The organism is Pseudomonas sp. QE6 (assembly GCF_041379005.1).
GTDB lineage: Bacteria > Pseudomonadota > Gammaproteobacteria > Pseudomonadales > Pseudomonadaceae > Pseudomonas.
The window spans coordinates 5,579,633-5,601,737 of the sequence record NZ_CP166873.1; the positions used below are offsets into that span (position 1 = coordinate 5,579,633).

Consider the following 22,105-nt stretch of genomic DNA (forward strand, 5'->3'; position numbering starts at 1 on the left):
CTCGCCTCCGGCTGAATCAACTGGCAGTCTCCACCTTCGACAACGGCGCCGGCCGCAACACCAGCCACAGCGCAACGGCAATCAGCAGCCCGCCCTGCAGGTGCGCCCATGACAGCGACTCGTCCAGCAACAGCGCGCCCCAGAGCACGCCGAACAGTGGGATGAGGAAGGTCACCGTCATGGTCTTCAGCGGGCCGATGCTGGCCAGCAGGCGGAAGTACAGGACATAGGCAAAGGAGGTGCAGAGGAAGCCCAACCCGGCCAACGCCAGAACCACCTTCGGCTCCAGCAACGGCGCCAGCGGCATGTCCAGGCTGGTACCGAGGAAGAACGGCAGCAGGCACAGCGTTGCGCCGATCTGGCTGCCCAGGGCGGACACGCCGAAGTCCAGGCCACCCTGGTCGTTGATCCAGCGCTTGGTGATGAACCCGGCGAAGCCGTAGCAGGTGGTCGCCACCAGGCAGGCGGCGGCGCCCCACAGCACGGCGGCATCCAGCGGCACCGGGCCGGCCCCGGTCAGCACCGCCACACCCGCGAGGCCGAGCAGCACGCCCAGCGCCTTGGAGCCGGTCAGCGACTCACCAAAGAACAGCGAGCCGATCAGTACCCCCATCAGCGGCGTGGTGGCGTTGAAGATCGCCGAATAGCCCGCCGGCAGGACCCGCGCCGCCAGGCTGTACATCAACACCGGAATGCCCGAGCTGATCACCCCGATCAGCAGGATGCGCCCGAACTTGCCCCGGAAGTCCCAGCGTGTGCGCAGCACCAGCAGAATCACCACCAGCCCGACGGCGGAGAGAAAGACGCGGAAGAACGCGGTCGGCATCACCCCGATGGCAGGTACCAGCTGGCGCATGAACAGGAAACTGGCGCCCCAGATGGCGGCCAGCCCGAGCAGGTTCAGGAGTGCGGCGGGACTCATCGCGAACGGATCCTTGGCGTGGGAGTCACCAGCCTACGCCGCAGGCGGAGGGCGTCCACCCGCAGCTGACTTTCAAACTCCATGTTCAGCTCCTGCGCAGGCGCGCCATGCTCAGCACGTCGGCAAAGGCGCCGTCGCGGAAGGCATAGTCTCGCAATTCGCCCTCCACCTCGAAGCCGAACTTGCGGTACAGCGCGATGGCCGGCTGGTTGTCGGTGTAGACGGTCAGTTCCACGCGACGCAGGTTCATCCAGTTGTCGGCGACCTCCAGCAGCTCCGCCAGCAACCGCGTCCCGAGGCCGCGCCCCTGCCAGGCGACCGCCACCCCCATGCCGATGGCGCCACAATGGCTGCGGCGCACGCGCGGGTACTGTTCCAGATTGGCGCTACCGACCACTTCGTCCTGGTGCAGCGCCACCAGGGTCACCTGGCGCTCGCTGTCCTGGCACAGCCGTTTGCGCCACAGCTCCGGCGCCTGGTAAGGCATCTGCAGCACCTGACGGGCCACGGCGGGGTCGTTGTAGAGGGCGGTCAGCCCGTTGATATGCTGCTCCGTGCAGCGTTCGATGCGGAGGGTGTCCATCGTGGCGGCTCCTTGCCAAGGCATCTGCCAAAGGCTCTCAATCTAAAGGAACAAGGGCAGCCCAGCATACGCAACTTGCCCCGGGCCGAGCGTTACGAATTCGCCCTTTCGCTCTCCGTTGTGCGTGGCTAAGCTCGCTGCACCAAGACTCCGCAGAGGCGCTCCCATGGCTGAGCACTGGCCGGCGACCGAGATCGCGACCCTGATCCTCGAAGGCTTCGACGACTACCGCGCACGCTTCCACCAGATCACCGACGGAGCGCCTGCGCGCTTCGAGCAGGCACTCTGGCAGGAGGCGCAGCGAGCCTCGACCGAGCGCATCAACCTGTACGAGGAAAAGGTCGCCGAGACCGTGGAACGCCTGACCCGCACCATGGCCCACATCGACCTGGTGGACGTGGAGCGCTGGCCCATCGCCAAGAGCGCCTACATCACCCTGATCGACCCGCGGCTGGACGACGAGCTGGCGGAGACCTGGTTCAACTCGATCTTCTGCGGCCTGTTCAGCCACGACAACATCAGCGACGGCACCATGTTCGTGCATACCACCCGGCCGTCCCTGCGCGCCCACGCCCGCGACCCGCACACCCGCCTGTACCGCCCCGCCGGCCACCTGCGCCATACCCTGGAGCAGATCTTCGACGACTACCGCTTCGCTGTGGACTACGACGACCGCGAGCGCGACCTGGAGCGCATCGACAGCCTGCTGCGCGCCAGCCTGCCGGACTGGGTGTGCAAGGACCCGACGCTCACCGTCGAGCTGATCGGCTCGGTGTTCTACCGCAACAAGGGCGCCTACCTGGTGGGCCGCCTGTTCACCCCGGACGAGCAGTGGCCGCTGGTGTTCCCGCTGGTGCACCACGAAGGGCGCGGCATCCAGTTCGACACGGTGATCACCGACGAAGCTGAAGTCTCGATCATCTTCTCCTTCACCCGTTCCTACTTCATGGTGGATGCGCCGGTGCCGGCCGAGCTGGTGGCCTTCCTCAAGCGCCTGCTGCCGGGCAAGCACATCGCCGAGCTGTACACCTCCATCGGCTTCTACAAACAGGGCAAGAGCGAGTTCTACCGCGCGCTGATCAACCACCTGGCGACCACCGACGACCTGTTCGTCATGGCCCCCGGCGTGCGCGGCATGGTGATGAGCGTGTTCACCCTGCCGGGCTTCAACGTGGTGTTCAAGATCATCAAGGACAACTTCAACCCGGCCAAGACCGTGGACCACGCCACGGTGATCCAGAAGTACCAGTTGGTGAAGAACCACGACCGCGTCGGCCGCCTGGCCGATACCCAGCAGTTCGCAGACTTCCGCTTCCCGGTGCGCAAGTTCCACCCGGACTGCCTCGCCGAACTGCTGGAAGTGGCGCCGTCCACCGTCGTGCTGGAAGACGACGTGGTGCTGATCCGCCATTGCTGGACCGAGCGCCGCATGACGCCGCTGAATATCTACCTGGAGCACGCCACCGAGGCGCAGGTGGAGGAAGCCCTGAACGACTATGGCCTGGCGATCAAGCAACTGGCGGCGGCGAACATCTTCCCCGGCGACATGCTGCTGAAGAACTTCGGCGTCACCCGCCACGGCCGCGTGGTGTTCTACGACTACGACGAGATCAGCTACCTGACCGAGGTGAACTTCCGCCACATCCCGCCGCCGCGCTACGAGGAGGACGAGATGTCTTCCGAGCCCTGGTATTCGGTGGGGCCGATGGACGTATTCCCGGAGGAGTTCCCGCGCTTCCTGTTCGTCGACCTGAAGCAGCGCCGGCTGTTCGCCCGGCTGCACGGCAACCTGTTCGACGCCGATTACTGGAAGGGTTTGCAGGAGCAGATCCGGGCAGGCAAGGTGATCGACGTGTTCCCCTATCGCCGCCATGAGTCGCCGGAGGAAGCGCTGGCGCGCTAGCCGCGGTGGGGAAGAGCAAAAGCTTCGCGGATAAGATCCGCTCCTACGAAGCGCGGGCAGCGCGCTTTTCGGCGATTGTAGGAGCGGACCTTGTCCGCGAAATCCATCGCGGAAGAATCCGTCCTCACAGGAAAAACCCTAGGCATTGCGCCTGCGTACCGCCCGCGATTCGCTACAGAGCGGAACCTATCGCGGACGAAGTCCGTTCCTACGACAAGCCCTCAGACATCAGTTCCAGTGCCGACGCGAAGCCCGGCGGTTGTCCCCCAGGCCGACCAGCGCCACCAGCGAGGCCATCAGCACCTCGGCGATCCACGCCAGCACCAGACCACCGGCCAGGCCCCAGGCGATGGCTTCGGGTTCCAGCACCACCTGGTAGCGGTAGTTCGCATACGTTTCCTGCAGCAGCTCGGCGTTCGGCGCCAGCACCATGTGCCAGGCGCGCTGGAACCAGCTGCCCTGCATGGCGCGCCATTCGTTATCGAACAACTGGGCGCGGCGCAGCAGGCGCTCGATGTTGTCGGCATCGCGCTGGAATATCGGGTCGGGGCTGCCGCGATAGTGCGCCACCAGCGCATTCAGATCGCCCTTGAAGAATTGCCCGGAGGTGTCCTTGAAGCCTTGCAGCGCCTGGGCGGCCTCGAGGCGATGGGCGTCGATGCGCTGGGTGTAGTCCTTGATGAAGCCCGGCACCTGTACCGCCACCATCAGGCCCAGTGCGAACAGCACCATGCGAATGTAGCTGCGCAACATCTTCTCCCCCCCTTCGTTCTTGTCTTATTGGAATCGCCCCCAGGGCGCCGCCGATTGTCGTCGAAGGCGTCCGTCGGGTCCGGGCCTGCGTCGCACGGATGCGCGCTGGCCGCTTCAGATACGTCCCTGGTCGACGATTTCTCCGCGCCACCAGAGCATCCACTCGCCGCCCTGCATCAGGGTCCAGTTCTCGTTGTCGGTCAGCGGTTCGGTGGCGATCACCGTCACCACGTCGTCAGGCGTGGTTTCGGACTGGAAGTCGACGGTCAGGTCGGCGTCCTTCAGACGCGCCGGGCCGAACGGTGCTCGGCGGGTGATCCAGGCCAGCTTGCTGCTGCAGAAGGTGAACAGCCAGTCCCCGTCGCTGAGCAGGCAGTTGAACACGCCCTGCTCGCGATAGGACGCGCAGGCGCGGACCAGCGTCGGCAGCAGAACCTCCACCGGCACCGGTTCGGGGAAGGCGCGGCGCACACGGTTGAGCAGGTCGCAGAAGGCCGCCTCGCTGTCGGTATCGCCCACCGGGCGGTACAGCCCCGGCTCGGGATGGAAATCGGCGAGCTGACCGTTGTGGGCGAAGGTCCAGTAGCGCCCGCCCATTTCGCGTACGAAGGGGTGCGTATTGGACAGGCAGACCTTGCCGACGTTGGCCTGGCGGATGTGGCCGATCACCGTTTCGCTCTTGATCGGGTAGCGCTGTACCAGCCGCGCCACTTCAGAGTCGATGCTCGCCGACGGGTCCTGGAACAGGCGCACCCCGCGTCCTTCGTAGAAGGCAATGCCCCAGCCGTCACGGTGCGGACCGGTGCCGCCGCCGCGCTGCATCAGCCCGGTGAAGCTGAACACGATGTCCGTCGGGACGTTGGCGCTCATGCCGAGCAACTCGCACATGAATCAGTTCTCCTCCAACAGTGCCTCGCGCAGCTGATGAAGCTCGCGTTCCAGGCGATTGTGCATCCTGCGCCGCCCCAGCGGCAGGAAACGTGTGAGCAAGCGCAGCACGATGGCCGGCAGATCGTTCAGCTCACGCGGAATCAGGTGCAGATGAAAATGTGGGACATGCTGGTTGGCCGCGGGGCCATCGTTGACCAGCAGGTTGATGCCAATCCGGCCATAACCGGCCCGGCGCAATACGCGCTGCATGCGATCGGCCAGCGGCATCAGGCTCTGCTGCGCGCCGTCCGAAAGCTGGTGCAGGAAGGTCACGTGCTCCCGCGCCACCAGCAGCAGATGCGCGGGCCGCAGCGGGTAGATATCCAGCAGCACGATGAAATGCTCGTCTTCGCAGAGAACGTGGGCCGGCACGCGACCGGCCGCGATGGCGCAGAACACGCAGTCCATGGGAACTCCTCGAAAGGCCGTTCAGTTCATGCTGGACGCGTGTCGGTCAGGACGCAAGGCGCGATTCTACAGGCGTGGTTCGATGCGCATGCGACGGTCGCCGCGCTCGTCGGTGCGGGTATCCACGTCGGGCATCAGCTCCGGCTGCATCAGCTTGCGCAGGGTCGGCTCGTCTTCCGCCGCCGGTGTCTTGCGGCGGTTCTTCAGCGCCCGCTCGATGGGCCAGCGGGCCAGCACGAACAGCAGGTACACGCCGAACGCCGCCAGCAGCACCAGCGCAAGGTCCGAGACCGCGCGCCAGGCGTTGTTGCCGACCTTGAACACCACGTCCAGCGCGGTGATGGCGATGGCCGGGGCGTACAGGTTGTTCGCCGGGTCCACGGGGGTCGGGGTGAACAGCAGCACGATGACGATCACCCGCAGGGGTTCGCGCAACCAGCGCCACATCCAGCCGGTCATCAGGAACCAGACCAGAGTCAGGCCGAGGCCGGCACCCAGATAGGCGCCCCAGGCGATCAGGTAATCGTGTTCGTTCATGCGCGTACGTGCGATAGCGGCAGAGGGGGGCTTATGATAGCCGCTTTTCCCCATGGGTGCGCAGCCGGGCGTCATCCATGCCCGCCACGTAAGGAGTCGCCATGACCGACCGTCAGCCCCCCATCGCCCGCCGCGAGGCCGCCGCCGATCCCTATGCCTGGCTGGAAAACCGCGATGCCGAAGACGTCCTCGACTATCTGAAAGCGGAAAACGCCTACCTTGAGGATCAGCTTCTTCCTCAGACCAAATTGCGCGAAACGCTGTTCCAGGAGATCAAGGGACGCATCCGCGAAACCGACCTGTCGCTGCCCACGCCCTGGGGCCCCTGGCTGTACTACCAGCGCACCACCGCCGGTGACGAATACCCGCGCCACTACCGCTGCCCGCGTCCGGCCGACGGCTCACTGACGGTGGATGAAGCCGCCGAGCAACTGCTGCTCGATCCCAACGCCCTGGCCGGCGACGGCTTCCTGTCAGTCGGCGCCTTCAGCATCAGTCCCGATCATTCGAAACTGGCCTACAGCCTGGATACCAGCGGCGACGAGATTTACAACCTGTACGTGAAGGAACTGGCCGACGGCAGCGTGACCGCCCTGCCCTTCGAGGACTGCGATGGCAGCCTGACCTGGGCCAACGACAACCGCACTCTGTTCTTCGGCGAGCTGGACGACACCCACCGCCCGCACAAGCTGTACCGCCACCGCCTGGGTGAGAGCGGTGCGGAACAGGTCTTCGAGGAGCGCGACGGGCGCTTCTTCCTGCACTGCTACCGCGCCAGCTCCGAACGCCAGCTGATCCTGCTGCTGGGCAGCAAGACCACCAGCGAGGCCTGGGTGCTGGACGCCAACACCCCCGACGGCGAGTTCGCCTGCCTGGCGCCGCGCGAGGAAGACCACGAATACTACCCCGACCATGGCCGCCTGAACGGCGACTGGGCCTGGCTGATCCGCAGCAACCAGGAAGGCATCAACTACGCCCTGTACCGCGCCAGCGAGGCGCAGCCGACCCGCGAGCACTGGCAGACGCTGATCGCGCACCGCGACGAAGTGATGCTCGAAGGCCTTACCCTGAGCGCCAGCGCCCTGACCCTGAGCCTGCGCGAAGGCGGCCTGCCGATCGTCGAGGTGCAACCGCAGGGGCAACCGGCCTACCGCGTGCAACTGCCGGACGCCGCCTACAACCTCTACGTGCAGGACAGCCTGGAGTTCGACAGTCCGGTGATCCGCCTGCGTTACGAGGCGCTCAACCGCCCGGCGCAGATTCGCCAGCTGGAGCTTTCCAGCGGTGAACAGCAGGTGCTCAAGGAAACCCCGGTGGAAGGTCCGTTCGACGCCGATACCTACGAGAGCCGCCGCCTCTGGGCCACCGCCGCCGACGGCGTACAGGTACCGATCAGCCTGGTCGGCCGCCGCGACGTGCTGGAAAACATCGCCCGTGGCCAGCCCGCGCCGCTCTACCTCTACGGCTACGGCGCCTATGGCGAGAGCCTCGACCCCTGGTTCTCCCACGCCCGCCTGAGCCTGCTGGAGCGCGGTTTCGTCTTCGCCATCGCCCATGTGCGCGGCGGCGGCGAGCTGGGCGAAGCCTGGTACCGCGCCGGCAAGCTCGCGCACAAGCAGAACACCTTCAGCGACTTCATCGCCTGCGCCGAACACCTGCTGGCCCAGGGCTACAGCAGCCCGGCGCAGCTGGCCATCAGCGGCGGCAGCGCCGGCGGCCTGCTGATCGGCGCGGTGCTCAACCAGCGCCCGCAGCTGTTCGCCGCCGCCATCGCCGAGGTGCCCTTCGTCGACGTACTCAACAGCATGCTCAACCCCGACCTGCCGCTGACCGTCACCGAGTACGACGAATGGGGCAACCCGCAGGAGCCGGAGGTCTACGCCCGCATCCGCGCCTACGCACCCTACGAGAACGTCAGCGCCCAGGACTACCCGGCGCTGCTGGCGGTGGCGGGCTACAACGACAGCCGCGTGCAGTACTGGGAAGCCGCCAAGTGGGTGGCCAAGCTGCGGGTCAGCAAGACCGACGACAACCTGCTGCTGCTCAAGACCGACCTGGGCGCCGGCCACGGCGGCATGAGCGGCCGCTACCAGGGGTTGAAGGACGTGGCGCTGGAGTACGCCTTCCTGTTCAAGGTGCTGGGCATCGAAGGCAATCGCTGATGCTCTACACCTGCCCGTGCTGCGGCTACTTCAGTTTCGGCGACCCGCCGGGGTCGTACGAGATTTGTGAGATCTGCTTCTGGGAAGACGACCACCTGCAACTGTGCTTCCCCGACGCCCGCGGCGGCGCCAACGCGGTCAGCCTGATCGAGGCGCAGGTCAACTACGTGCAATGGGGCGCCTGCGAACGGCGCTTCCGTACGCAGGTGCGCCCGGCGACCATCGACGACGAGAAGGACGAGCGCTGGTTCCCACTGTGGGAAAAGCGCGTGGAACTGCCGGACGACGCGGCTCCGCTACGCGGCGAGGAAGCCTGCTACTGGCTGCGGGCGCCGCGCTGAGCGCGAATCAGCGACGGCTGCTGAAGGCCAGGCCCACGCCCATCGCCATGATCAGTCCGCCCGAGGCGCTCTGCTGCCAGCGGCGCCAGGTAGGATTGCTGCCCACGCGGTTGCCGACACGCCCGGCGACCAGCGAAACCACGGCATTGACCAGGCAGCCGCCGATGTTGAACAGCAGACCAAGGCAGAGAATCTGCAGGACGAAGTCCGGGCTGCCGGCGGGGACGAACTGCGGCAGGAAAGCGAGGAAGAACAGCGCCACCTTGGGGTTGAACACGTTGACCATCATGCCCTGCAGGAACACCCGGCCCAGGCGCGCCGGTTCCAGCTCGGTGCGCTTCTGCTCGCGCCAGGCGCCACGGATCAGCTGCAAGCCGAGCCAGACCAGGTAGAGCGCGCCCAGCCACTTGAGCACGCCGAAGGCCACGCTGGACATCATCAGCAGCGCCGACAGGCCGAAGGCCGCCGCCAGCATGTACACCACGCAGCCGGCGCCGATACCAAGGGTCGACATCAGGCCGGCGGCCGTGCCCTGGGCCGCCGAGCGCGAGGCCACGTAGAGCATGTCCGGGCCGGGCGTGAGGTTGAGCGCCAGGGTGGCGACGAAGAACAGGCTGAGGCTTTCGAGGCTTGGCATGGCGCGGCTCCGGGGCGGGACGGCGGGCAGCATGCCACGCCGTGCCTTGCTGACGAAACCCGCCGGCGAAAGGGTCAGCCGGCGCGGAAGATCAGGTGTTCTTCCCAGTCGTCCTCGGCCACCGAACCTTCGGCGAGCATGCGGCCGGACTGGGAGATGCGTTCGTGGTGCACGGCGTCGGGATCGCCGCAGACCAGATGGTGCCAGAGTGGCAAATCCTTGCCCTCGGAGACCAGGCGATAGCCGCAGGTCGGCGGTAGCCACTGGAACTCGTTGGCCTGGGCCGGCGTGAGCTGGATGCAATCGGGTACCGTGGCACGGCGGTTGGCGTAGTCGGTGCAGCGGCAGGTCTTCAGGTCCAGCAGCTTGCAGGCGATGCGCGTGTAGTAGACGCTGCCGTCGTCCTCGTCTTCCAGCTTCTGCAGGCAGCACAGGCCACACCCGTCGCACAGCGACTCCCACTCGTCCTGATCGAGCTGGTCGAGGGTCTTGCGTTTCCAGAAGGGTTCGACTTTGGCGGCCATTTTTTGTACAGGTGCTGTTTCACGGGGCGCAAAGTCTAAGCCCGCGGAGCCTTGAGGCCAAGCGCAGGCGACCATTGACCGCGATGTGCTTGCCAGAGCGCGCCGCGCTGGTTAGTTTGAGCGCCCCACGGGCCCGGTCCGCCTGCTCCCCACCAGAGCCGCGCGCCCCGCCGACGGCCAAGCGCCGCCGCGCCGCCCGTTCCCACCGCGATGCCCGGCCGTCCACGGCACCATCGGCCTATTCCAAGTCATCAAGGAGCCACCATGAGCGCCAATCCCCGCGTTGCCGAGCACCCCATCGACCCGCAGTTCATCAATCGCTGGTCGCCCCGCGCCTTCAGTGGCGAAGCCATTCCCGAGGCCACTCTGCTGAGCTTCATCGAAGCGGCGCGCTGGGCGCCCTCCTCGTTCAACTCGCAGCCCTGGCGCTTCCTCTATGCGCGCCGCGACACGCCGAACTGGCAGCGCTATCTGAACCTGCTGGGCGAATTCAACCGTGGCTGGGCGCAGAACGCCTCGGCGCTGGTGGTCGTGCTGTCCAAGACCACCTTCGCCCCGCCCGGCTCCACCGAAGAGAAACCGGCCCTCTGGCACAGCTTCGACACCGGCTCCGCCTGGGGCTACCTGGCGCTGCAGGCAAGCCTGGCCGGCTGGCACACCCACGGCATGGCTGGTTTCGACCGCGACCTGGCGCGTAGCGAGCTGAAAGTGCCGGCGGACCATGAAATCCATGCGGTGATAGCCATCGGCAAGCTGGGCGACAAGTCGATCCTCTCCGAGAGCCTGCAGGCCCGCGAAGTGCCCAACGCACGTCGCCCGCTGGCGGAAATCGTCGCCGAGGGCGATTTCTCGCTCTGAATGCTTTTCGTAGGAGCGAGCCCGAACATGAAAAAGGCCCCATCCGGGGCCTTTTTCCTTGAAGCGAACGCGATCAGTAACCGCGGCTGAAATCCACCTCGCCGCGCATTTCCTGGCCGGCCCAGAATCGCGCGAGATTGTCGCGGAACAGTTCGATCAGCGGCCCCGGCAGCGTCGGCGCGGCCGTGTGCCCAGTGAGCAGCAGGCGCGGCGTGTGCCAGAACGGATGCTGCGGTTGCAGCGGTTCTTCGCGGCAGACATCGATCACCGCACCGGCGATCTGGTTGGCCTCCAGCGCCGATACCAGATCGGCGTCGACCACCGAGGTGCCACGCCCGGCGTTGATGAACAGGGCGGTCGGCTTCATCCGGCTGAACAGCGGCAGGTTGAAGATATCGCGGGTTTGCGGCGTATCGGGCAGCAGGTTCACCACATAGTCGGCGGTCTGCAGCAGGCGCGGCAGGTCTTCCAGCGCGCCCACGCGGCTGAACGGCAGCAGCGGCCGAGGGTTCTTCGCCACCCCCACCAGCTCCACGCCGAACGGCGCCAGCATGTGCGCCACCGCCTGGCCGATCTCGCCGGTCCCGACGATCAGCACCTGGCGGCCATTGAGCGTGCCGGGCAGGCGGTCATCCCATTGCACGCCGACCTGGCTGGCCAGGCGGCCGAGCATCTGCCGCTCATGGGCGAGCAGGTAGGTGAGCAGGTATTCGGTCATGACCTGGCCGAAAATGCCCACGGCGCGGGTCAGCGCGTAATCCTTGGGCAGGTCGTCCGCTAGCAGCGGGGTGATGCCCGCCCAGCTGGACTGGATCCACACCGGGTGTACGCCCTGGCGCAGCAGCTGGGCGGCGAAATCGGGCTGGGCGAGCCAGACGGGGCACTCGGCGGCGGCTTCGAGGAGTTTGTCCGGCTTGTCGCCGGAAATCACCGTAATCCGCGGTTCCGCCGCCATGATCAGGGCAGCGTAAAGGGCATGGTCGCGATCGAGAACGAGCAGGCGCATGATTCAGGCCCTTCGCTTGGATCGATGGAACGTTTCCGGCTGGCGCATCTGGACTCGCTTAAGGAGGGCTTCCCGTGGAGTTCGGTAGTAGTTCAGGGAAGTCAGGCGGCTATAGACACAGCCAGAGACCAAGCGTTCCGCTCCGTTGAACCCTTTTCTCCACGCATAATGCGCTCAAGCCGCGAACTTGCACAGTGCCAGCACTGCGCCCGTCCGCGGCTCGAAGGGTATTGTCCGCGAGCGAGGAATCAGAGCGGATCGTTCATCCGCAGCAGCTCCTCGGGCAGGTGCTCGATGTACTCCTCTTCGGCCGGCGGCATCTGCAGGTGGTAACCCTGCTTCTCGATGTTTTCCAGGACCTTGTTGATGTCCTCGCGGGCCAGTTGGCGCTCGGGGCTGAGCACCAGGTCGAAGGTGTGCTGCGGCGGACCGAACGCGGCGATCAGCCCTTCGGGGACGCGGGTCAGCGCCTCGCGCTTGTCGACGTACAGGTACATCTCGTTCTTGCGCGGACTCTTGTAGATGGAGCAGATGCGTTTCATGGTGTGTCTTCCGCGTTATTCGTGGGTCCGGACGGCGAGGCTGTCCAGCAGGGCCTGCCCCATCAGCTCGCGGCGCCAGCCCTGCAGCGATTCGGGCAATTGGTAGGGGCCGTTCGGCCAGCCGGTCTTGAGCAGCGCTTCGAGAACCTTCTTGCGCAGCATCAGTTCGGGGGCCATGTTCAGACGCTCAGCCTCCTTCTGGCCGACTTCGCGCAGCTGCTTGAGCACCGGCGTGACCTCGCGCGGCAGCGGTTCGGGCAGCGTTTCAGGCCATTCGGCTTCCGGCAGCTTCGCCGCGTGGGCGATCAGTGCGATCAGGGTATCGCCATCCTGGCGAACGGTGCGCGGGTGCATGTCGTCGATGCGCGCCAGGGCGACCTTGTCGGCGGGCTGGAAGCGCGCCAGCGGCCACAGGGTGTGCTCGCGCAGCACGTGGTTGCGCGGTTTGTTGCGCAGGCGCGCCTGTTCCTCGCGCCAGGCGCACAGCTCACGCAGCACGGCCAGTTGCTGGCGATTGAGCTTCCACGCCAGCTTTACATCGAGGTAAGCCTCCTGCGGGTCGCTGACGCGGGTCTGGTTGGCGACCAGGTCCGCGCCGTCGGCCAGCAGCCACTGCAGCTTCTCATCACTCAGGCGCGGCGCCAGCTTCACGTAGACCTCGGCCAGGTGCTGCACGTCCTCGGCGGCGTAGCGCACCTGCATCTCGGTGAGCGGGCGCTGCAGCCAGTCGGAGCGGGTCTCGTCCTTGGGCAGGTCGACGCCAAGGATCTCCAGCACCAGTTTCGAGTAGCCCATCGAGTGCGGCATGCCCAGGTAGGCGGCGGCCAGCTGGGTATCGAACAGCGGCTGCGGCAGGCTGCCGGTCAGACGCTGGAAGACTTCCAGGTCCTCGCCGCAGGCATGGAAGACCTTGACCACCAGCGACGACTCCAGCACGGCGGCGAAAGGCGACCAGTCGCGGATCAGCAGTGGATCGATCAGCCACACGCCACTGCCGTCGCCCACCTGCACCAGGCCGGCTCCGGGGTAGAAGGTATCGACACGCATGAACTCGGTATCGAGCGCGAGGTACGGCAGTTCTTTCCAGTCCTGGCACTTGCGCGCCAGGCTGGCATCGTCGCGAATCCACTGAATATCGAGAGCGGTCACGAACATCTCCTTCGTTTCGGTGCGCGCATTATATAGAGATGCAGGATGTGCGAGCATTCCGCTCGGCTATCGGTCTGTATCGCGTGCAATGCAGCGACTAGGCTGGGCCCGCCCCATAACAACAATTAGGCAACTCCCCCATGAAGAAGCTTCTCGGGCTGCTCGGCCTGCTGGTCGCCGCCCTGGCCGCCTACCTGGCGCTCACCCCCAGCCCCATCGACCCATTGGCCTGGACGCCACCCAAGGCCCCGCCGATGACCGGCGTGATGGAACCCAACGACACCCTGATGAAGGCCGAACTGATCGCCCGGGGGCAGATCACAGGTCCCGAGGACACCGCCGTGGACGCCCAAGGCCGCGTCTTCGCCGGCCTGGCAGATGGCCGTATCGTGCGCATCGGCGCGGACGGCAAGGTCGAGACCTTCGTCGATACCGGCGGTCGGCCGCTGGGGCTGGCGTTCGACAAGGCCGGCAACCTGATCGTCGCCGACGCCTGGAAGGGCCTGCTGCAGGTCGATCCGCAAGGCAGGATTCGCGTGCTGACCGATGCCGCCGACGGCATCCCCTTCGCCTTTACCGACGACCTGGACATCGCCAGCGACGGACGCATCTATTTCAGCGACGCATCCAGCCGTTTCCATCAGCCGGACTACCTGCTCGACCTGCTCGAAGCGCGCCCCCATGGCCGCCTGCTGCGCTACGACCCGGCCAGCGGCAAGACCGAGACGCTGCTCAAGGACCTGTATTTCGCCAACGGCGTGGCGCTGTCGCAGAACGAGGACTTCGTGCTGGTCAACGAGACCTATCGCTACCGCATCACCCGTTACTGGCTCAAAGGCGAAAAGGCCGGGCAGCACGAGGTATTCATCGACAATCTGCCAGGGCTGCCGGACAACCTCGCCGGCGACCGCAAGGGCACCTTCTGGGTCGCCCTGCCCTCCCCGCGCAAGGCCGACGCCGACCTGATCCAGCAACTGCCCTGGCTCAAGCGCCAGTTGACCAAGCTGCCGCGCGCCTTCCTGCCCAAGCCGGTGCCCTACGGCCTGGTGATCGCGCTGAACGAGAAGGGCGAGATCGTGCGCAGCCTGCACGACACCAGCGGTCAGCACCTGCGCATGGTTACCTCAGCCAAACCGGTGGGCGATGCGCTCTACCTTGGCAGCCTGGAGAACGACCGCATCGGCCGGCTGACCTTGCACTGAGGGCCCCGGCTCAGGCCGGCGCCTGCTCCTCGCGGGCAGGTGACCGGGCGGACGAGGCGGGGGGCTCCAGCAGTTCCTGCATGCGCCCGCGCACCTCGGCCATCAGGGCGTCCACGCCCTCCTCGGCAAACGCGGTGGAGTCGATCGGCGCGCCGACGTGCACCTCCACCGGCATGCCGAGGTTCAGCTTCAGGCCACCGGCCGGCAGCAGTTGCTGGATGCCGCGGATCGCCACCGGAACGATGACCGCATCGGTCTGCTGTGCCAGGCGGAAGCAGCCCTTCTTGAACGGCTGCAGCTTGCCATCCTTGGAGCGCGTGCCCTCGGGCGCGGCCCAGAGCACGATGCCGCTTTCCATCATTTCCCGCGCCTTGGCCAGGTCCGCCATGGCCTGGTGGCGATTGTGCCGGTCGATGGACGGGAACTCCGCCGCGCGCATCGCCGCGCCCCAGATCGGCACGGAGAACAGCTCCTTCTTCGCCAGCATGCGGATCGATCCGGGCATGGTCACGAAGATCGCCGGGATGTCGTAGAAGCTGGAGTGGGTGCAGAGGATCATGTAGCGGCGGCCATCGCCGAAGTCCGGCACCTCGCCGTGGCGGCTCAGGCGTACGCCGGTCAGGCGCAGCAGGCTGCCGGACCAGTCGCGGGTGAAGCCATCGACCTTGCTGCGGCGCAGCCGGCCAATGGCGCCGAGCGCCAGCACACGGACGCTGTAGCCAAGGGTGATCAGGACCGTCGCCAGCCCCACCAGGGCGACGCGCAGCGGGCCGGCCTTGCGCGGCTCCGATTGCAGGTTGAGCATTTTCGCCAATTCCCCACCGACAGTAACGTGTTCGCTATACAAGCCTTATGATGCACCCAAGCCCCGTCACGACACAGGAATGCGCCCATGCCCCATGCCCGCCTGCTCACGCCCGAGCAACTGGCCGCCCGCCTCGATGACCCGAACCTCGTGCTGCTCGACTGCCGCTTCTCCCTCGACGATCCCGCCTACGGGGCGCGCAGCTACCAGGAGAATCACATTCCCGGCGCCCACTTCGCCGACCTCAACAAGGACCTTTCCGCGCCCGTCGTTCCCGGCGTGACCGGCCGTCATCCGCTGCCCGACCCGCAACAACTGCTGGAACGCCTGCGTACCTGGGGCCTGAACGCGGAAAGTGAAGTGGTGCTCTATGACGACGGCCCCGGCGCCTTCGCCGCCCGCGCCTGGTGGCTGCTGCTGTGGCTGGGCAAGCGCGAGGGCGTCTACCTGCTCGACGGTGGTCTTGGCGCCTGGCGCGCCGCCGGCCTGCGCCTGACCACCGCCGAGACACCCGTGCGCCCCGGCGACTTCCAGGGCGAGCCGGACAACAGCCTGCTGATCGACGCCGACGCCCTCGGCCAGCGCCTCGGCGAGCCCGACCTGCCGCTGGTGGACGCCCGCGGCCTGCCGCGCTTCCGCGGCGAAGTCGAGCCCATCGACCCGGTCGCCGGCCATATCCCCGGCGCCCAGTGCGCAGCCTTCACCGACAACCTCGGCAGCGACGGTCGCTTCCTGCGCCCGGAACACCTGCACCAGCGCTTCGCCAGCCTGCTGCGCGGCCGCCCGGCGCAGGACCTGGTGGCCTACTGCGGCTCCGGCGTCACCGCCTGCCACAACCTGTTCGCCATGAGCCTCGCCGGCTACCCGCTGGGCCGCCTGTACGCCGGCTCCTGGAGTGAATGGATCACCGACGCGAAGCGTCCGGTGGCCAAGGGCGACTGATCAGCCGTCCCGCAGAGAAAACGGAAAGCAGGCCGTGTTGTACGCTTGAGTTCCGATGGATAGGTAACCGGGCATGCGTCAGACTCATGCCCATTTTTCAAAGGAGTGAATCCATGTCCACCCGCCTTCGCCACACCCTGCTCGCCAGCGCGCTGCTGTGCCTGTGGGCCGCCACGCCGGTCCAGGCCGCCACCCTGGAAGCCACGCCCTGCTCCATCGCCGACCAGTGGTCCGACCTCTACGGCGACGAACTGGTAGCGGCGGCCAACGCCGGCCACGCCACCGCCCAGTACAGCCTCGGCCTGGAATACGACGCCGGCAGCGACGAGTTCGAGCAGAACTACGAGCAGGCCGCGTACTGGTACCAGAAGGCCGCCGAACAGGGGCACGCCTGCGCCCAGTACAACCTGGGCAACGCCTACGACAGCGGCGATGGCGTGGAGCAGAGCGCGGAGAAGGCCGTGTACTGGTACCAGAAGGCGGTCGACCAGAACGACAAGGACGCCGAATACAACCTGGCGATCATGTACGAGAACGGCACCGGGGTGACCCGCAGCTACAAGAAGGCCTTCGCGCTGTACAAGAAGTCCGCCGAGCAGGGCGACGTGGATGCCCAGTTCGCCGTGGCCGAGGGCTACGCCAAGGGCCGTGGGGTGGCGAAGAACCCCGCGCAGGCCCGTCTCTGGTACCAGCGCGCCGCCGACCAGGGGCACGAGGAGGCCGGGGAAAAACTCGAGGCAATGCCCGAGCTGCCGTCCAGCATCTAATTTCCAGACGGAATATGGATTATTCCTGCGCCATCAAAACAATTTAAAAACAGGCCTTTACAGCACAATTATCGCACTACACTTCAAATCGAGCGGCTAAGTCCGCTTCCGGCGGGGCCAGGAAAATCACTAGAAGCTGCCAAGTCGCCCCGCCCCGCCGGTCACCGAGGACGAGGACGTCATGGGAATTGCTGCCAACGACCTGTGCCACTACGTAATCCGGCCCACCTTGCTCTACCTGGGGCGGCACAGTGTCGCGGCGGAAGCGCTGCTGCTGGGGGCGGCAGCCTGTCAATCGGCGCTGGGGAGCGCGCTGGGCGACAGCCATGGCCACGGGCTGTACCGCATCGGTGAAAGCCGTCACCAGACCCTCTGGGACTGCTATCTGGCCTGCGACCCGGAGTTGGCTAGCCGGGTTCGCGGGCTGGCCAGCCAGCACGCCTTCCTCGATGCCCCGCATCTGGAACTCACGGTCAACCTGCGCTACAGCACCGCCATCGCCTGGATGATGGTGGAGGCCGAGCGCATCCCGCTGCCCCATGCCGACGATCCCCTGGGCCTGGCCCGGGTCTGGCGTCGCGTATTCCACCCCCACGGACGCCTGCACGATTTCGTCGACGCCTGGCACAGCTACGTCGGAAATCTCAGTCAGGTGGCCTGAGCGGAGCCTTAAGTCCTCGAATGACCGATCGGTCAGTTTTTTTTGTTCATCGCGACGAACGGCGACGACGCCGATAGAACGCTTGTTTGAGCTATAAAGCCCAAAGTAGAGCGTTTTCCAGGCACTACCCAAGACTTTCGAATCTTGATAGCGTGCGCGCCGATCAACACAGGAGTTGCTCTAACAATGAAAACAACATGGCTCAAGACCACGCTCGCTCTGACCATTAGCGCCGCCTCTGCCCAGGCCCTGGCCAACGGCATCGCCATCAACGAGCAAAGCGCCAGCGGCGCCGGTACCGCCTACGCAGGCCGTGCCTCTTCCGCCCTCGACGCCAGCACCATCTACGGCAACCCGGCCGGCATGTCCAAGCTCAAGCGCACCGAAATCAGTGGCGGTCTCGCCATTGTCGACGCCAAGGACGACATCAGCCAGGCCCACAGCGCCGCCACCGGCACCAACAAGGGCGACTCCGTCCCGCTGGCCGCCGTGCCCTTCGGCTACATTGCCACCCCGCTGGACGACAAGGTCAGCGTCGGCCTGGGCATCTACGTGCCCTACGGCATCATCAACGACTACGAAGGCAGCTTCCAGGGCCGTTACCACGGCTCCTACAGCAAGGTCCAGGTGATCACCGTCCAGCCGACCATCAGCTACAAGTTCAACGACATGGTGTCCGTCGGCTTCGGTCCGACCTTCAACCGTATCGACGGCAAGCTGGAGAACAACCTGGCCACCAAGGGCCTGTTGGGCGCCAAGGACGACACCGAGATCAGCATCAAGGGCGACGATACCGCCGCTGGCTTCAACGTCGGCGTGCTGTTCACCCCGACCGAGATGACCTCTCTGGGCATGACCTACCACTCCAAGGTCAAGTACGAACTGGAAGGCCACACCACCGTATCCGGCTCCCCGATGGGCCTGTTCGACAAGCGCATGGATGCCAGCCTGGACATCACCCTGCCCGAGTCCCTCGACCTGTCGATCACCCAGAAGCTGGATGACCGCTGGACCGTCTACGGCGGCACCACCTGGACGCGCTGGAGCCGTCTGCAGTCCATCGAGGTGCAGAACGAGAACCCGCCGCTGCCGAACTTCGCCACCATCGGTGAAGACCTCAGCTGGCACGACACCTGGTCGGCCGCCATCGGTACCTCCTACCAGTACAACGACCAGTGGGTACTGCGTACCGGCTTCGCCTACGACCCGTCGCCGACCACCAACGAGCACCGCAACGTGCGTATCCCGGTGGGCGATCGCAAGATCTTCACCCTGGGCGCCGGCTACTCGCCGAACGCCGACATGACCTTCGACTTCGCCTACGCCTACCTGTGGGAATCCACCGCCGGCGTGAACCAGCCCAACGGCGAGAGCCTGGCCGGTGTGGAACTGCAGCCTGCCTACAGCGCCAAGTACGACAACAGCGCCCACGGCCTGACCGCGCAGATGACCTATCGCTTCTGATGGCGTGATCTTCGTGGCATGAAAAAGCCGGGCAAATGCCCGGCTTTTTCATGGTGTCACCACCGCAATCGGTGCATTCACGCCGCCTCGTCAGGCTCGGCGTGCTCGCGGCAGATCAACTCGCCTTCACGGGATTCCAGTCGCTCACCGGTCAGCCCGCAGAGCGAGCCCTCTTCCAGCTTCTGGTGGAAACGGCAGGTGCGGCACAAGCCGAAGCCCGGCACGTTCTCCTGGCGCTGGATGGTCGCCAACAGCTCGCGCAGCAGCGTCACCAGCAGTTCGCTATGTTCGCCCAGGACTTCTTCCGCGCGGTTCAGGAAAGCCGGCGGCACCAGCGACTCGATCAGCCCCCGCCCCGCCTCCGTCAGTTCCAGGTGCACGCTGCGCCGATCCTGCGCATCCGGACGCTTGCGGATCAGCCCCTTGGCCTCCAGCGCCTTCAGCGACTGAGACACCGTTCCCTTGGTCAGGCCGAGGTAGTCCGTGACCGCCAGCGGCGTATTCGAATAACGGTTGCAGCGCGCCAGGTAGTTCAGCGCGCTCAACTGGATCGGCTGCAGGTCGGCCATCAGCGGCTGTTCCCGAGCCCAGGCGCGCATCAAGCTGGCGATGCGTTCGAGGTAGTCGTACAGGGTCGTATCGGTCATGGGCACTCCTCCCGATAGATAGTATCGATCAAAAACCAGTTTGACAGAAGTCGCTGCTCGCCTGCAGACTGAACTGGTATCGATTCGATACCTAATTATTCAGGAGAAGGGTCATGAGCAAAACCGTCTATTACCACGCTGGTTGCCCCGTCTGCGTCGAAGCCGAACGCACGCTGCTGCCATTGCTGAACCGGGAAGTGGAAGTGGTGCACCTGGGCGAGCAGTCGCCGCGCATCGCCGAAGCCGAGGCCGCCGGGGTCAAGTCGGTGCCCGCCCTGGTGGTCGATGGCCAGGTGCTGCACCTGAACTTCGGCGCCGCCATCGCGGATCTGAAGTAAGGGCATGCCCAGCAGCATGGATACCTATCGGCCACTGCACTGCGATCTCCACGATTACCTGGAGATCGCCTGCCTCTACCGCTACTGGCTGCGTATCGAGTTGCGTGACGGACTGGTGTTCGATGCCCAGGCCTTCACCACGCACACGCGGCGAAGTGGGGATGGGACGCTGGAGGAATATCTGGAAGTACGTGTGGACGATGCCAGCCGGGAGCTCCGGCTGGATTGCCTGCACGCCATCACACCGCTGGCAGCGCAAGCGCGCTTCGCAAGGGTGGTACTGAATCCGGCCTGAATCAGGCCGGAAGACCTCACCACATGAGGTCGTCGGGCACCACGTAATCCTTGTACGGATCGTCCTCGTCCGGCTCGCCACTGGGCTCGTTGAGCAGCACGATGCGGCGTTCGTCCCGCTCCTTGATGCGCAACGCGGCGTCACGCGGGACGATGTCATAGCGACCGTCGTAGCTGACGATGGCCAGGCTGCCACGGCTGAGCTTGTCGCGAATCAGGTCGTTGACTGCAATGCGCTTGACCTTCTTCGCGTCAACGAAGTTGTAGTAGTCCTCGGTATCCAGCTTCGGCAGACGGGTGCCTTCGATCAGTTGTTTGATCTGGGCAGTTCTGGCTTTCTTGTCAGCCTTTTCCTGCTGCTGGCGGTTCAGCTCGGCATCGCGAGCCTGCTTCTCGGCCTGAGCCTGCAGGGCAGCCTGACGCTGGCTGTCATCCTTCTCCGCCTGGCCCTTGTGCTCCAGACGCTGCTGCTTCTGCTTCTGCTTGCCGGCCTGCTTGGCCTGCTTCTCGCTGACCAGCCCGGCTTTCAGCAACTGGTCACGTAACGACATGCTCATTCGATAAGACTCTCGACAGTCCTTGATTGACGCGGGGGAACTTTCCTGGTGGCACAAGGCTCCGCGCTCGCGCTCACAGGGGGTATAATCCTCGGGCCTGTGCGTGCGCTGCGCAAGTGCCCAGCTCGATTTCACTCATCCAGGGCCCTCATGATCAAGCTCATCGTTCTCGCGATTCTTGCCATCTTCCTTGTCGCCATCCTCTACGTGCACCTGCGCGGCAAGGTGCGGCTGCCCTTCCTGCGCCAGGTCGTGAACCACTCCGCGTGGTTCGCCCCGTACAACTCGCTGATGTACCTGAACTCCAGCGTGCCGCCCAAGCCCTACCTGGACCGCGAGCGCTTCCCCGAGCTCGACAAGCTGCGCGACAACTGGCAGATGATCCGCGAGGAGGCCGAGAAGCTGTTCGACGAGGGCTACATCCGCGATGCCCTGAACAACAACGAGGCCGGCTTCGGTTCCTTCTTCAAGAAGGGCTGGACCCGCTTCTACCTGACCTGGTACGACGGCCCCCTGCCCTCGGCCCAGCAGCTCTGTCCGAAGACCGTGGAACTGGTCAGCAGCATCCCCAACGTCAAGGGCGCGATGTTCACCCGCCTGCCGCCGCGCAGCCACCTGAACAAGCACCGCGACCCCTACGCCGGCTCGCTGCGCTACCACCTGGGCCTGGCCACGCCCAACTCCGACGAGTGCCGCATCTTCGTCGACGGCCAGCCCTATGCCTGGCGCGACGGCCACGACGTGATGTTCGACGAGACCTTCGTGCACTGGGTGAAGAACGAAACCGACGAGTCGCGCCTGATCCTCTTCTGCGACATCGAGCGCCCGCTCAAGTCGTCGCTGCTGACCCGCCTCAATCGCCGCGTCAGCGCCTTCCTCGGCCGCGCCACCGCACCGCAGAACGTCGAAGGCGAGCGCGTCGGCGGGATCAACCAGGCCTACTCGGTGCTGATCCGCGTCGGTAATGCCGTGGGCAGTCAGGTGAAGGTATTCAAGCGCCGCTACCCGAAGGCCTATCGCATTGGCCGGCCGGTGCTGGCGGTGATCCTGCTGGTGTGGCTGCTGCGCTGGATGTTTGACTGAGATACCTGTAGGAGCGAGCTTGCTCGCGAACAGAGTTTCCGGCAGCGCCGGCGCCAAGCGCTTCGCGAGCAAGCTCGCCGCTACGAAGAG

Annotated in this window: 26 protein-coding genes; 12 read left to right on the forward strand and 14 right to left on the reverse strand. The window is 65.7% G+C overall.

Annotated features, from left to right (window positions below):
• Positions 1 to 16: 16 nt before the first annotated feature.
• Positions 17 to 922, reverse strand: a complete 906-nt coding sequence (locus tag ACAW63_RS25440) for a DMT family transporter (protein ID WP_371230088.1) — start codon at positions 920 to 922, stop codon at positions 17 to 19.
• Between the two features lie 85 nt (positions 923 to 1,007).
• Positions 1,008 to 1,505, reverse strand: coding sequence for a GNAT family N-acetyltransferase (locus ACAW63_RS25445; protein WP_371230090.1), 498 nt, complete (start codon positions 1,503 to 1,505; stop codon positions 1,008 to 1,010).
• Positions 1,506 to 1,671: 166 nt separating this feature from the next.
• On the opposite strand from ACAW63_RS25445, the gene aceK reads away from it, so the two are divergent.
• On the forward strand, positions 1,672 to 3,408 hold the full coding sequence (gene aceK / locus ACAW63_RS25450) for a bifunctional isocitrate dehydrogenase kinase/phosphatase (RefSeq protein ID WP_371230092.1): 1,737 nt from the start codon (positions 1,672 to 1,674) through the stop codon (positions 3,406 to 3,408).
• Between the two features lie 228 nt (positions 3,409 to 3,636).
• Here the strand turns inward: aceK and ACAW63_RS25455 are convergent, their stop codons facing one another.
• From ACAW63_RS25455 to ACAW63_RS25470, 4 genes are all read right to left on the reverse strand, one after another.
• A complete protein-coding gene (locus ACAW63_RS25455) occupies positions 3,637 to 4,161 on the reverse strand; it encodes a DUF2937 family protein (protein WP_371230094.1) in 525 nt (174 codons plus the stop codon).
• A 114-nt stretch (positions 4,162 to 4,275) separates the two neighbouring features.
• A complete protein-coding gene (locus ACAW63_RS25460; RefSeq protein WP_275608158.1) occupies positions 4,276 to 5,049 on the reverse strand; it encodes a class II glutamine amidotransferase in 774 nt (257 codons plus the stop codon).
• Between the two features lie 3 nt (positions 5,050 to 5,052).
• Complete coding sequence (locus ACAW63_RS25465) at positions 5,053 to 5,499, reverse strand: HIT family protein (RefSeq protein ID WP_371230096.1); 447 nt, start codon at positions 5,497 to 5,499, stop codon at positions 5,053 to 5,055.
• Between the two features lie 66 nt (positions 5,500 to 5,565).
• Positions 5,566 to 6,036 carry an MFS transporter gene (locus tag ACAW63_RS25470; protein WP_371230098.1) on the reverse strand — a complete coding sequence of 157 codons (471 nt, stop codon included), beginning with the start codon at positions 6,034 to 6,036 and terminating at the stop codon, positions 5,566 to 5,568.
• A 101-nt stretch (positions 6,037 to 6,137) separates the two neighbouring features.
• On the opposite strand from ACAW63_RS25470, the gene ACAW63_RS25475 reads away from it, so the two are divergent.
• Together ACAW63_RS25475 and ACAW63_RS25480 are read left to right on the forward strand one after the other, a co-directional pair.
• Positions 6,138 to 8,198 carry a S9 family peptidase gene (locus ACAW63_RS25475; protein WP_371230100.1) on the forward strand — a complete coding sequence of 687 codons (2,061 nt, stop codon included), beginning with the start codon at positions 6,138 to 6,140 and terminating at the stop codon, positions 8,196 to 8,198.
• Positions 8,198 to 8,539, forward strand: a complete 342-nt coding sequence (locus ACAW63_RS25480) for a CPCC family cysteine-rich protein (protein WP_371230102.1) — start codon at positions 8,198 to 8,200, stop codon at positions 8,537 to 8,539. Before ACAW63_RS25475 ends, ACAW63_RS25480 begins: the two co-directional genes overlap by 1 nt.
• Positions 8,540 to 8,546: 7 nt before the next feature.
• On the opposite strand, the gene ACAW63_RS25485 is transcribed toward ACAW63_RS25480, so the two are convergent.
• A complete protein-coding gene (locus ACAW63_RS25485) occupies positions 8,547 to 9,176 on the reverse strand; it encodes a LysE family translocator (RefSeq protein ID WP_371230104.1) in 630 nt (209 codons plus the stop codon).
• 74 nt (positions 9,177 to 9,250) lie between these two features.
• On the reverse strand, positions 9,251 to 9,700 hold the full coding sequence (locus tag ACAW63_RS25490; protein ID WP_275608162.1) for a YcgN family cysteine cluster protein: 450 nt from the start codon (positions 9,698 to 9,700) through the stop codon (positions 9,251 to 9,253).
• A gap of 264 nt (positions 9,701 to 9,964) precedes the next feature.
• Between ACAW63_RS25490 and ACAW63_RS25495 the strand changes: the two genes are divergently transcribed.
• Complete coding sequence (locus ACAW63_RS25495; protein WP_331316983.1) at positions 9,965 to 10,558, forward strand: nitroreductase family protein; 594 nt, start codon at positions 9,965 to 9,967, stop codon at positions 10,556 to 10,558.
• A 73-nt stretch (positions 10,559 to 10,631) separates the two neighbouring features.
• Here ACAW63_RS25495 and ACAW63_RS25500 read toward each other — a convergent pair whose 3' ends face one another.
• From ACAW63_RS25500 to rnd, 3 genes are all read right to left on the reverse strand, one after another.
• Positions 10,632 to 11,564 carry a D-2-hydroxyacid dehydrogenase gene (locus ACAW63_RS25500; protein WP_371230107.1) on the reverse strand — a complete coding sequence of 311 codons (933 nt, stop codon included), beginning with the start codon at positions 11,562 to 11,564 and terminating at the stop codon, positions 10,632 to 10,634.
• Between the two features lie 248 nt (positions 11,565 to 11,812).
• On the reverse strand, positions 11,813 to 12,106 hold the full coding sequence (locus ACAW63_RS25505) for a YcgL domain-containing protein (RefSeq protein WP_275608165.1): 294 nt from the start codon (positions 12,104 to 12,106) through the stop codon (positions 11,813 to 11,815).
• A 15-nt stretch (positions 12,107 to 12,121) separates the two neighbouring features.
• Positions 12,122 to 13,255: a ribonuclease D gene (gene rnd / locus ACAW63_RS25510; protein WP_371230109.1), complete on the reverse strand. Its 1,134-nt coding sequence runs from the start codon at positions 13,253 to 13,255 to the stop codon at positions 12,122 to 12,124.
• A 140-nt stretch (positions 13,256 to 13,395) separates the two neighbouring features.
• Here rnd and ACAW63_RS25515 point away from each other — a divergent pair, with 140 nt between their 5' ends.
• Entirely contained in the window at positions 13,396 to 14,457 is a 1,062-nt protein-coding gene (locus ACAW63_RS25515; protein ID WP_371230111.1) for an SMP-30/gluconolactonase/LRE family protein, read from the forward strand.
• Positions 14,458 to 14,467: 10 nt separating this feature from the next.
• On the opposite strand, the gene ACAW63_RS25520 is transcribed toward ACAW63_RS25515, so the two are convergent.
• Positions 14,468 to 15,262 (reverse strand): lysophospholipid acyltransferase family protein, encoded by a 795-nt coding sequence (locus ACAW63_RS25520; RefSeq protein WP_371230113.1) that lies wholly within the window; start codon positions 15,260 to 15,262, stop codon positions 14,468 to 14,470.
• Between the two features lie 87 nt (positions 15,263 to 15,349).
• Between ACAW63_RS25520 and ACAW63_RS25525 the strand changes: the two genes are divergently transcribed.
• The 4 genes from ACAW63_RS25525 (at position 15,350) to ACAW63_RS25540 (ending at position 19,096) form a co-directional block, all read left to right on the forward strand.
• Positions 15,350 to 16,204: a sulfurtransferase gene (locus tag ACAW63_RS25525; protein WP_371230115.1), complete on the forward strand. Its 855-nt coding sequence runs from the start codon at positions 15,350 to 15,352 to the stop codon at positions 16,202 to 16,204.
• Positions 16,205 to 16,317: 113 nt separating this feature from the next.
• Positions 16,318 to 16,971: a tetratricopeptide repeat protein gene (locus ACAW63_RS25530; protein WP_371230116.1), complete on the forward strand. Its 654-nt coding sequence runs from the start codon at positions 16,318 to 16,320 to the stop codon at positions 16,969 to 16,971.
• A gap of 181 nt (positions 16,972 to 17,152) precedes the next feature.
• The gene (locus tag ACAW63_RS25535) at positions 17,153 to 17,632 is read left to right on the forward strand and encodes a hypothetical protein (RefSeq protein WP_207885371.1); all 480 of its coding nucleotides are present in this window, start codon (positions 17,153 to 17,155) and stop codon (positions 17,630 to 17,632) included.
• A 186-nt stretch (positions 17,633 to 17,818) separates the two neighbouring features.
• Positions 17,819 to 19,096, forward strand: a complete 1,278-nt coding sequence (locus tag ACAW63_RS25540; protein WP_371230117.1) for an outer membrane protein transport protein — start codon at positions 17,819 to 17,821, stop codon at positions 19,094 to 19,096.
• A gap of 77 nt (positions 19,097 to 19,173) precedes the next feature.
• Here ACAW63_RS25540 and ACAW63_RS25545 read toward each other — a convergent pair whose 3' ends face one another.
• Positions 19,174 to 19,743, reverse strand: a complete 570-nt coding sequence (locus tag ACAW63_RS25545; RefSeq protein WP_371230119.1) for a MarR family winged helix-turn-helix transcriptional regulator — start codon at positions 19,741 to 19,743, stop codon at positions 19,174 to 19,176.
• 113 nt (positions 19,744 to 19,856) lie between these two features.
• Here ACAW63_RS25545 and ACAW63_RS25550 point away from each other — a divergent pair, with 113 nt between their 5' ends.
• Positions 19,857 to 20,081: a thioredoxin family protein gene (locus ACAW63_RS25550; protein ID WP_343572453.1), complete on the forward strand. Its 225-nt coding sequence runs from the start codon at positions 19,857 to 19,859 to the stop codon at positions 20,079 to 20,081.
• Positions 20,082 to 20,097: 16 nt separating this feature from the next.
• Positions 20,098 to 20,376, forward strand: a complete 279-nt coding sequence (locus ACAW63_RS25555) for a Rho-binding antiterminator (protein ID WP_371234792.1) — start codon at positions 20,098 to 20,100, stop codon at positions 20,374 to 20,376.
• Between the two features lie 16 nt (positions 20,377 to 20,392).
• Here the strand turns inward: ACAW63_RS25555 and ACAW63_RS25560 are convergent, their stop codons facing one another.
• Entirely contained in the window at positions 20,393 to 20,932 is a 540-nt protein-coding gene (locus tag ACAW63_RS25560) for a DUF2058 domain-containing protein (RefSeq protein WP_371230121.1), read from the reverse strand.
• A gap of 150 nt (positions 20,933 to 21,082) precedes the next feature.
• Here ACAW63_RS25560 and ACAW63_RS25565 point away from each other — a divergent pair, with 150 nt between their 5' ends.
• Positions 21,083 to 22,015, forward strand: a complete 933-nt coding sequence (locus ACAW63_RS25565; protein ID WP_371230123.1) for an aspartyl/asparaginyl beta-hydroxylase domain-containing protein — start codon at positions 21,083 to 21,085, stop codon at positions 22,013 to 22,015.
• The last annotated feature ends 90 nt before the right edge of the window (positions 22,016 to 22,105 follow it).

What these genes read in the sequence shown, in the direction of transcription:
- ACAW63_RS25440 (WP_371230088.1), bottom strand. Translation starts at nt 922, where the DNA reads ATGAGTCCCGCCGCACTCCTGAACCTGCTCGGGCTGGCCGCCATCTGG.
- ACAW63_RS25445 (WP_371230090.1), bottom strand. Translation starts at nt 1,505, where the DNA reads ATGGACACCCTCCGCATCGAACGCTGCACGGAGCAGCATATCAACGGG.
- aceK (WP_371230092.1), top strand. Translation starts at nt 1,672, where the DNA reads ATGGCTGAGCACTGGCCGGCGACCGAGATCGCGACCCTGATCCTCGAA.
- ACAW63_RS25455 (WP_371230094.1), bottom strand. Translation starts at nt 4,161, where the DNA reads ATGTTGCGCAGCTACATTCGCATGGTGCTGTTCGCACTGGGCCTGATG.
- ACAW63_RS25460 (WP_275608158.1), bottom strand. Translation starts at nt 5,049, where the DNA reads ATGTGCGAGTTGCTCGGCATGAGCGCCAACGTCCCGACGGACATCGTG.
- ACAW63_RS25465 (WP_371230096.1), bottom strand. Translation starts at nt 5,499, where the DNA reads ATGGACTGCGTGTTCTGCGCCATCGCGGCCGGTCGCGTGCCGGCCCAC.
- ACAW63_RS25470 (WP_371230098.1), bottom strand. Translation starts at nt 6,036, where the DNA reads ATGAACGAACACGATTACCTGATCGCCTGGGGCGCCTATCTGGGTGCC.
- ACAW63_RS25475 (WP_371230100.1), top strand. Translation starts at nt 6,138, where the DNA reads ATGACCGACCGTCAGCCCCCCATCGCCCGCCGCGAGGCCGCCGCCGAT.
- ACAW63_RS25480 (WP_371230102.1), top strand. Translation starts at nt 8,198, where the DNA reads ATGCTCTACACCTGCCCGTGCTGCGGCTACTTCAGTTTCGGCGACCCG.
- ACAW63_RS25485 (WP_371230104.1), bottom strand. Translation starts at nt 9,176, where the DNA reads ATGCCAAGCCTCGAAAGCCTCAGCCTGTTCTTCGTCGCCACCCTGGCG.
- ACAW63_RS25490 (WP_275608162.1), bottom strand. Translation starts at nt 9,700, where the DNA reads ATGGCCGCCAAAGTCGAACCCTTCTGGAAACGCAAGACCCTCGACCAG.
- ACAW63_RS25495 (WP_331316983.1), top strand. Translation starts at nt 9,965, where the DNA reads ATGAGCGCCAATCCCCGCGTTGCCGAGCACCCCATCGACCCGCAGTTC.
- ACAW63_RS25500 (WP_371230107.1), bottom strand. Translation starts at nt 11,564, where the DNA reads ATGCGCCTGCTCGTTCTCGATCGCGACCATGCCCTTTACGCTGCCCTG.
- ACAW63_RS25505 (WP_275608165.1), bottom strand. Translation starts at nt 12,106, where the DNA reads ATGAAACGCATCTGCTCCATCTACAAGAGTCCGCGCAAGAACGAGATG.
- ACAW63_RS25515 (WP_371230111.1), top strand. Translation starts at nt 13,396, where the DNA reads ATGAAGAAGCTTCTCGGGCTGCTCGGCCTGCTGGTCGCCGCCCTGGCC.
- ACAW63_RS25520 (WP_371230113.1), bottom strand. Translation starts at nt 15,262, where the DNA reads ATGCTCAACCTGCAATCGGAGCCGCGCAAGGCCGGCCCGCTGCGCGTC.
- ACAW63_RS25525 (WP_371230115.1), top strand. Translation starts at nt 15,350, where the DNA reads ATGCCCCATGCCCGCCTGCTCACGCCCGAGCAACTGGCCGCCCGCCTC.
- ACAW63_RS25530 (WP_371230116.1), top strand. Translation starts at nt 16,318, where the DNA reads ATGTCCACCCGCCTTCGCCACACCCTGCTCGCCAGCGCGCTGCTGTGC.
- ACAW63_RS25535 (WP_207885371.1), top strand. Translation starts at nt 17,153, where the DNA reads ATGGGAATTGCTGCCAACGACCTGTGCCACTACGTAATCCGGCCCACC.
- ACAW63_RS25540 (WP_371230117.1), top strand. Translation starts at nt 17,819, where the DNA reads ATGAAAACAACATGGCTCAAGACCACGCTCGCTCTGACCATTAGCGCC.
- ACAW63_RS25545 (WP_371230119.1), bottom strand. Translation starts at nt 19,743, where the DNA reads ATGACCGATACGACCCTGTACGACTACCTCGAACGCATCGCCAGCTTG.
- ACAW63_RS25550 (WP_343572453.1), top strand. Translation starts at nt 19,857, where the DNA reads ATGAGCAAAACCGTCTATTACCACGCTGGTTGCCCCGTCTGCGTCGAA.
- ACAW63_RS25555 (WP_371234792.1), top strand. Translation starts at nt 20,098, where the DNA reads ATGGATACCTATCGGCCACTGCACTGCGATCTCCACGATTACCTGGAG.
- ACAW63_RS25560 (WP_371230121.1), bottom strand. Translation starts at nt 20,932, where the DNA reads ATGAGCATGTCGTTACGTGACCAGTTGCTGAAAGCCGGGCTGGTCAGC.
- ACAW63_RS25565 (WP_371230123.1), top strand. Translation starts at nt 21,083, where the DNA reads ATGATCAAGCTCATCGTTCTCGCGATTCTTGCCATCTTCCTTGTCGCC.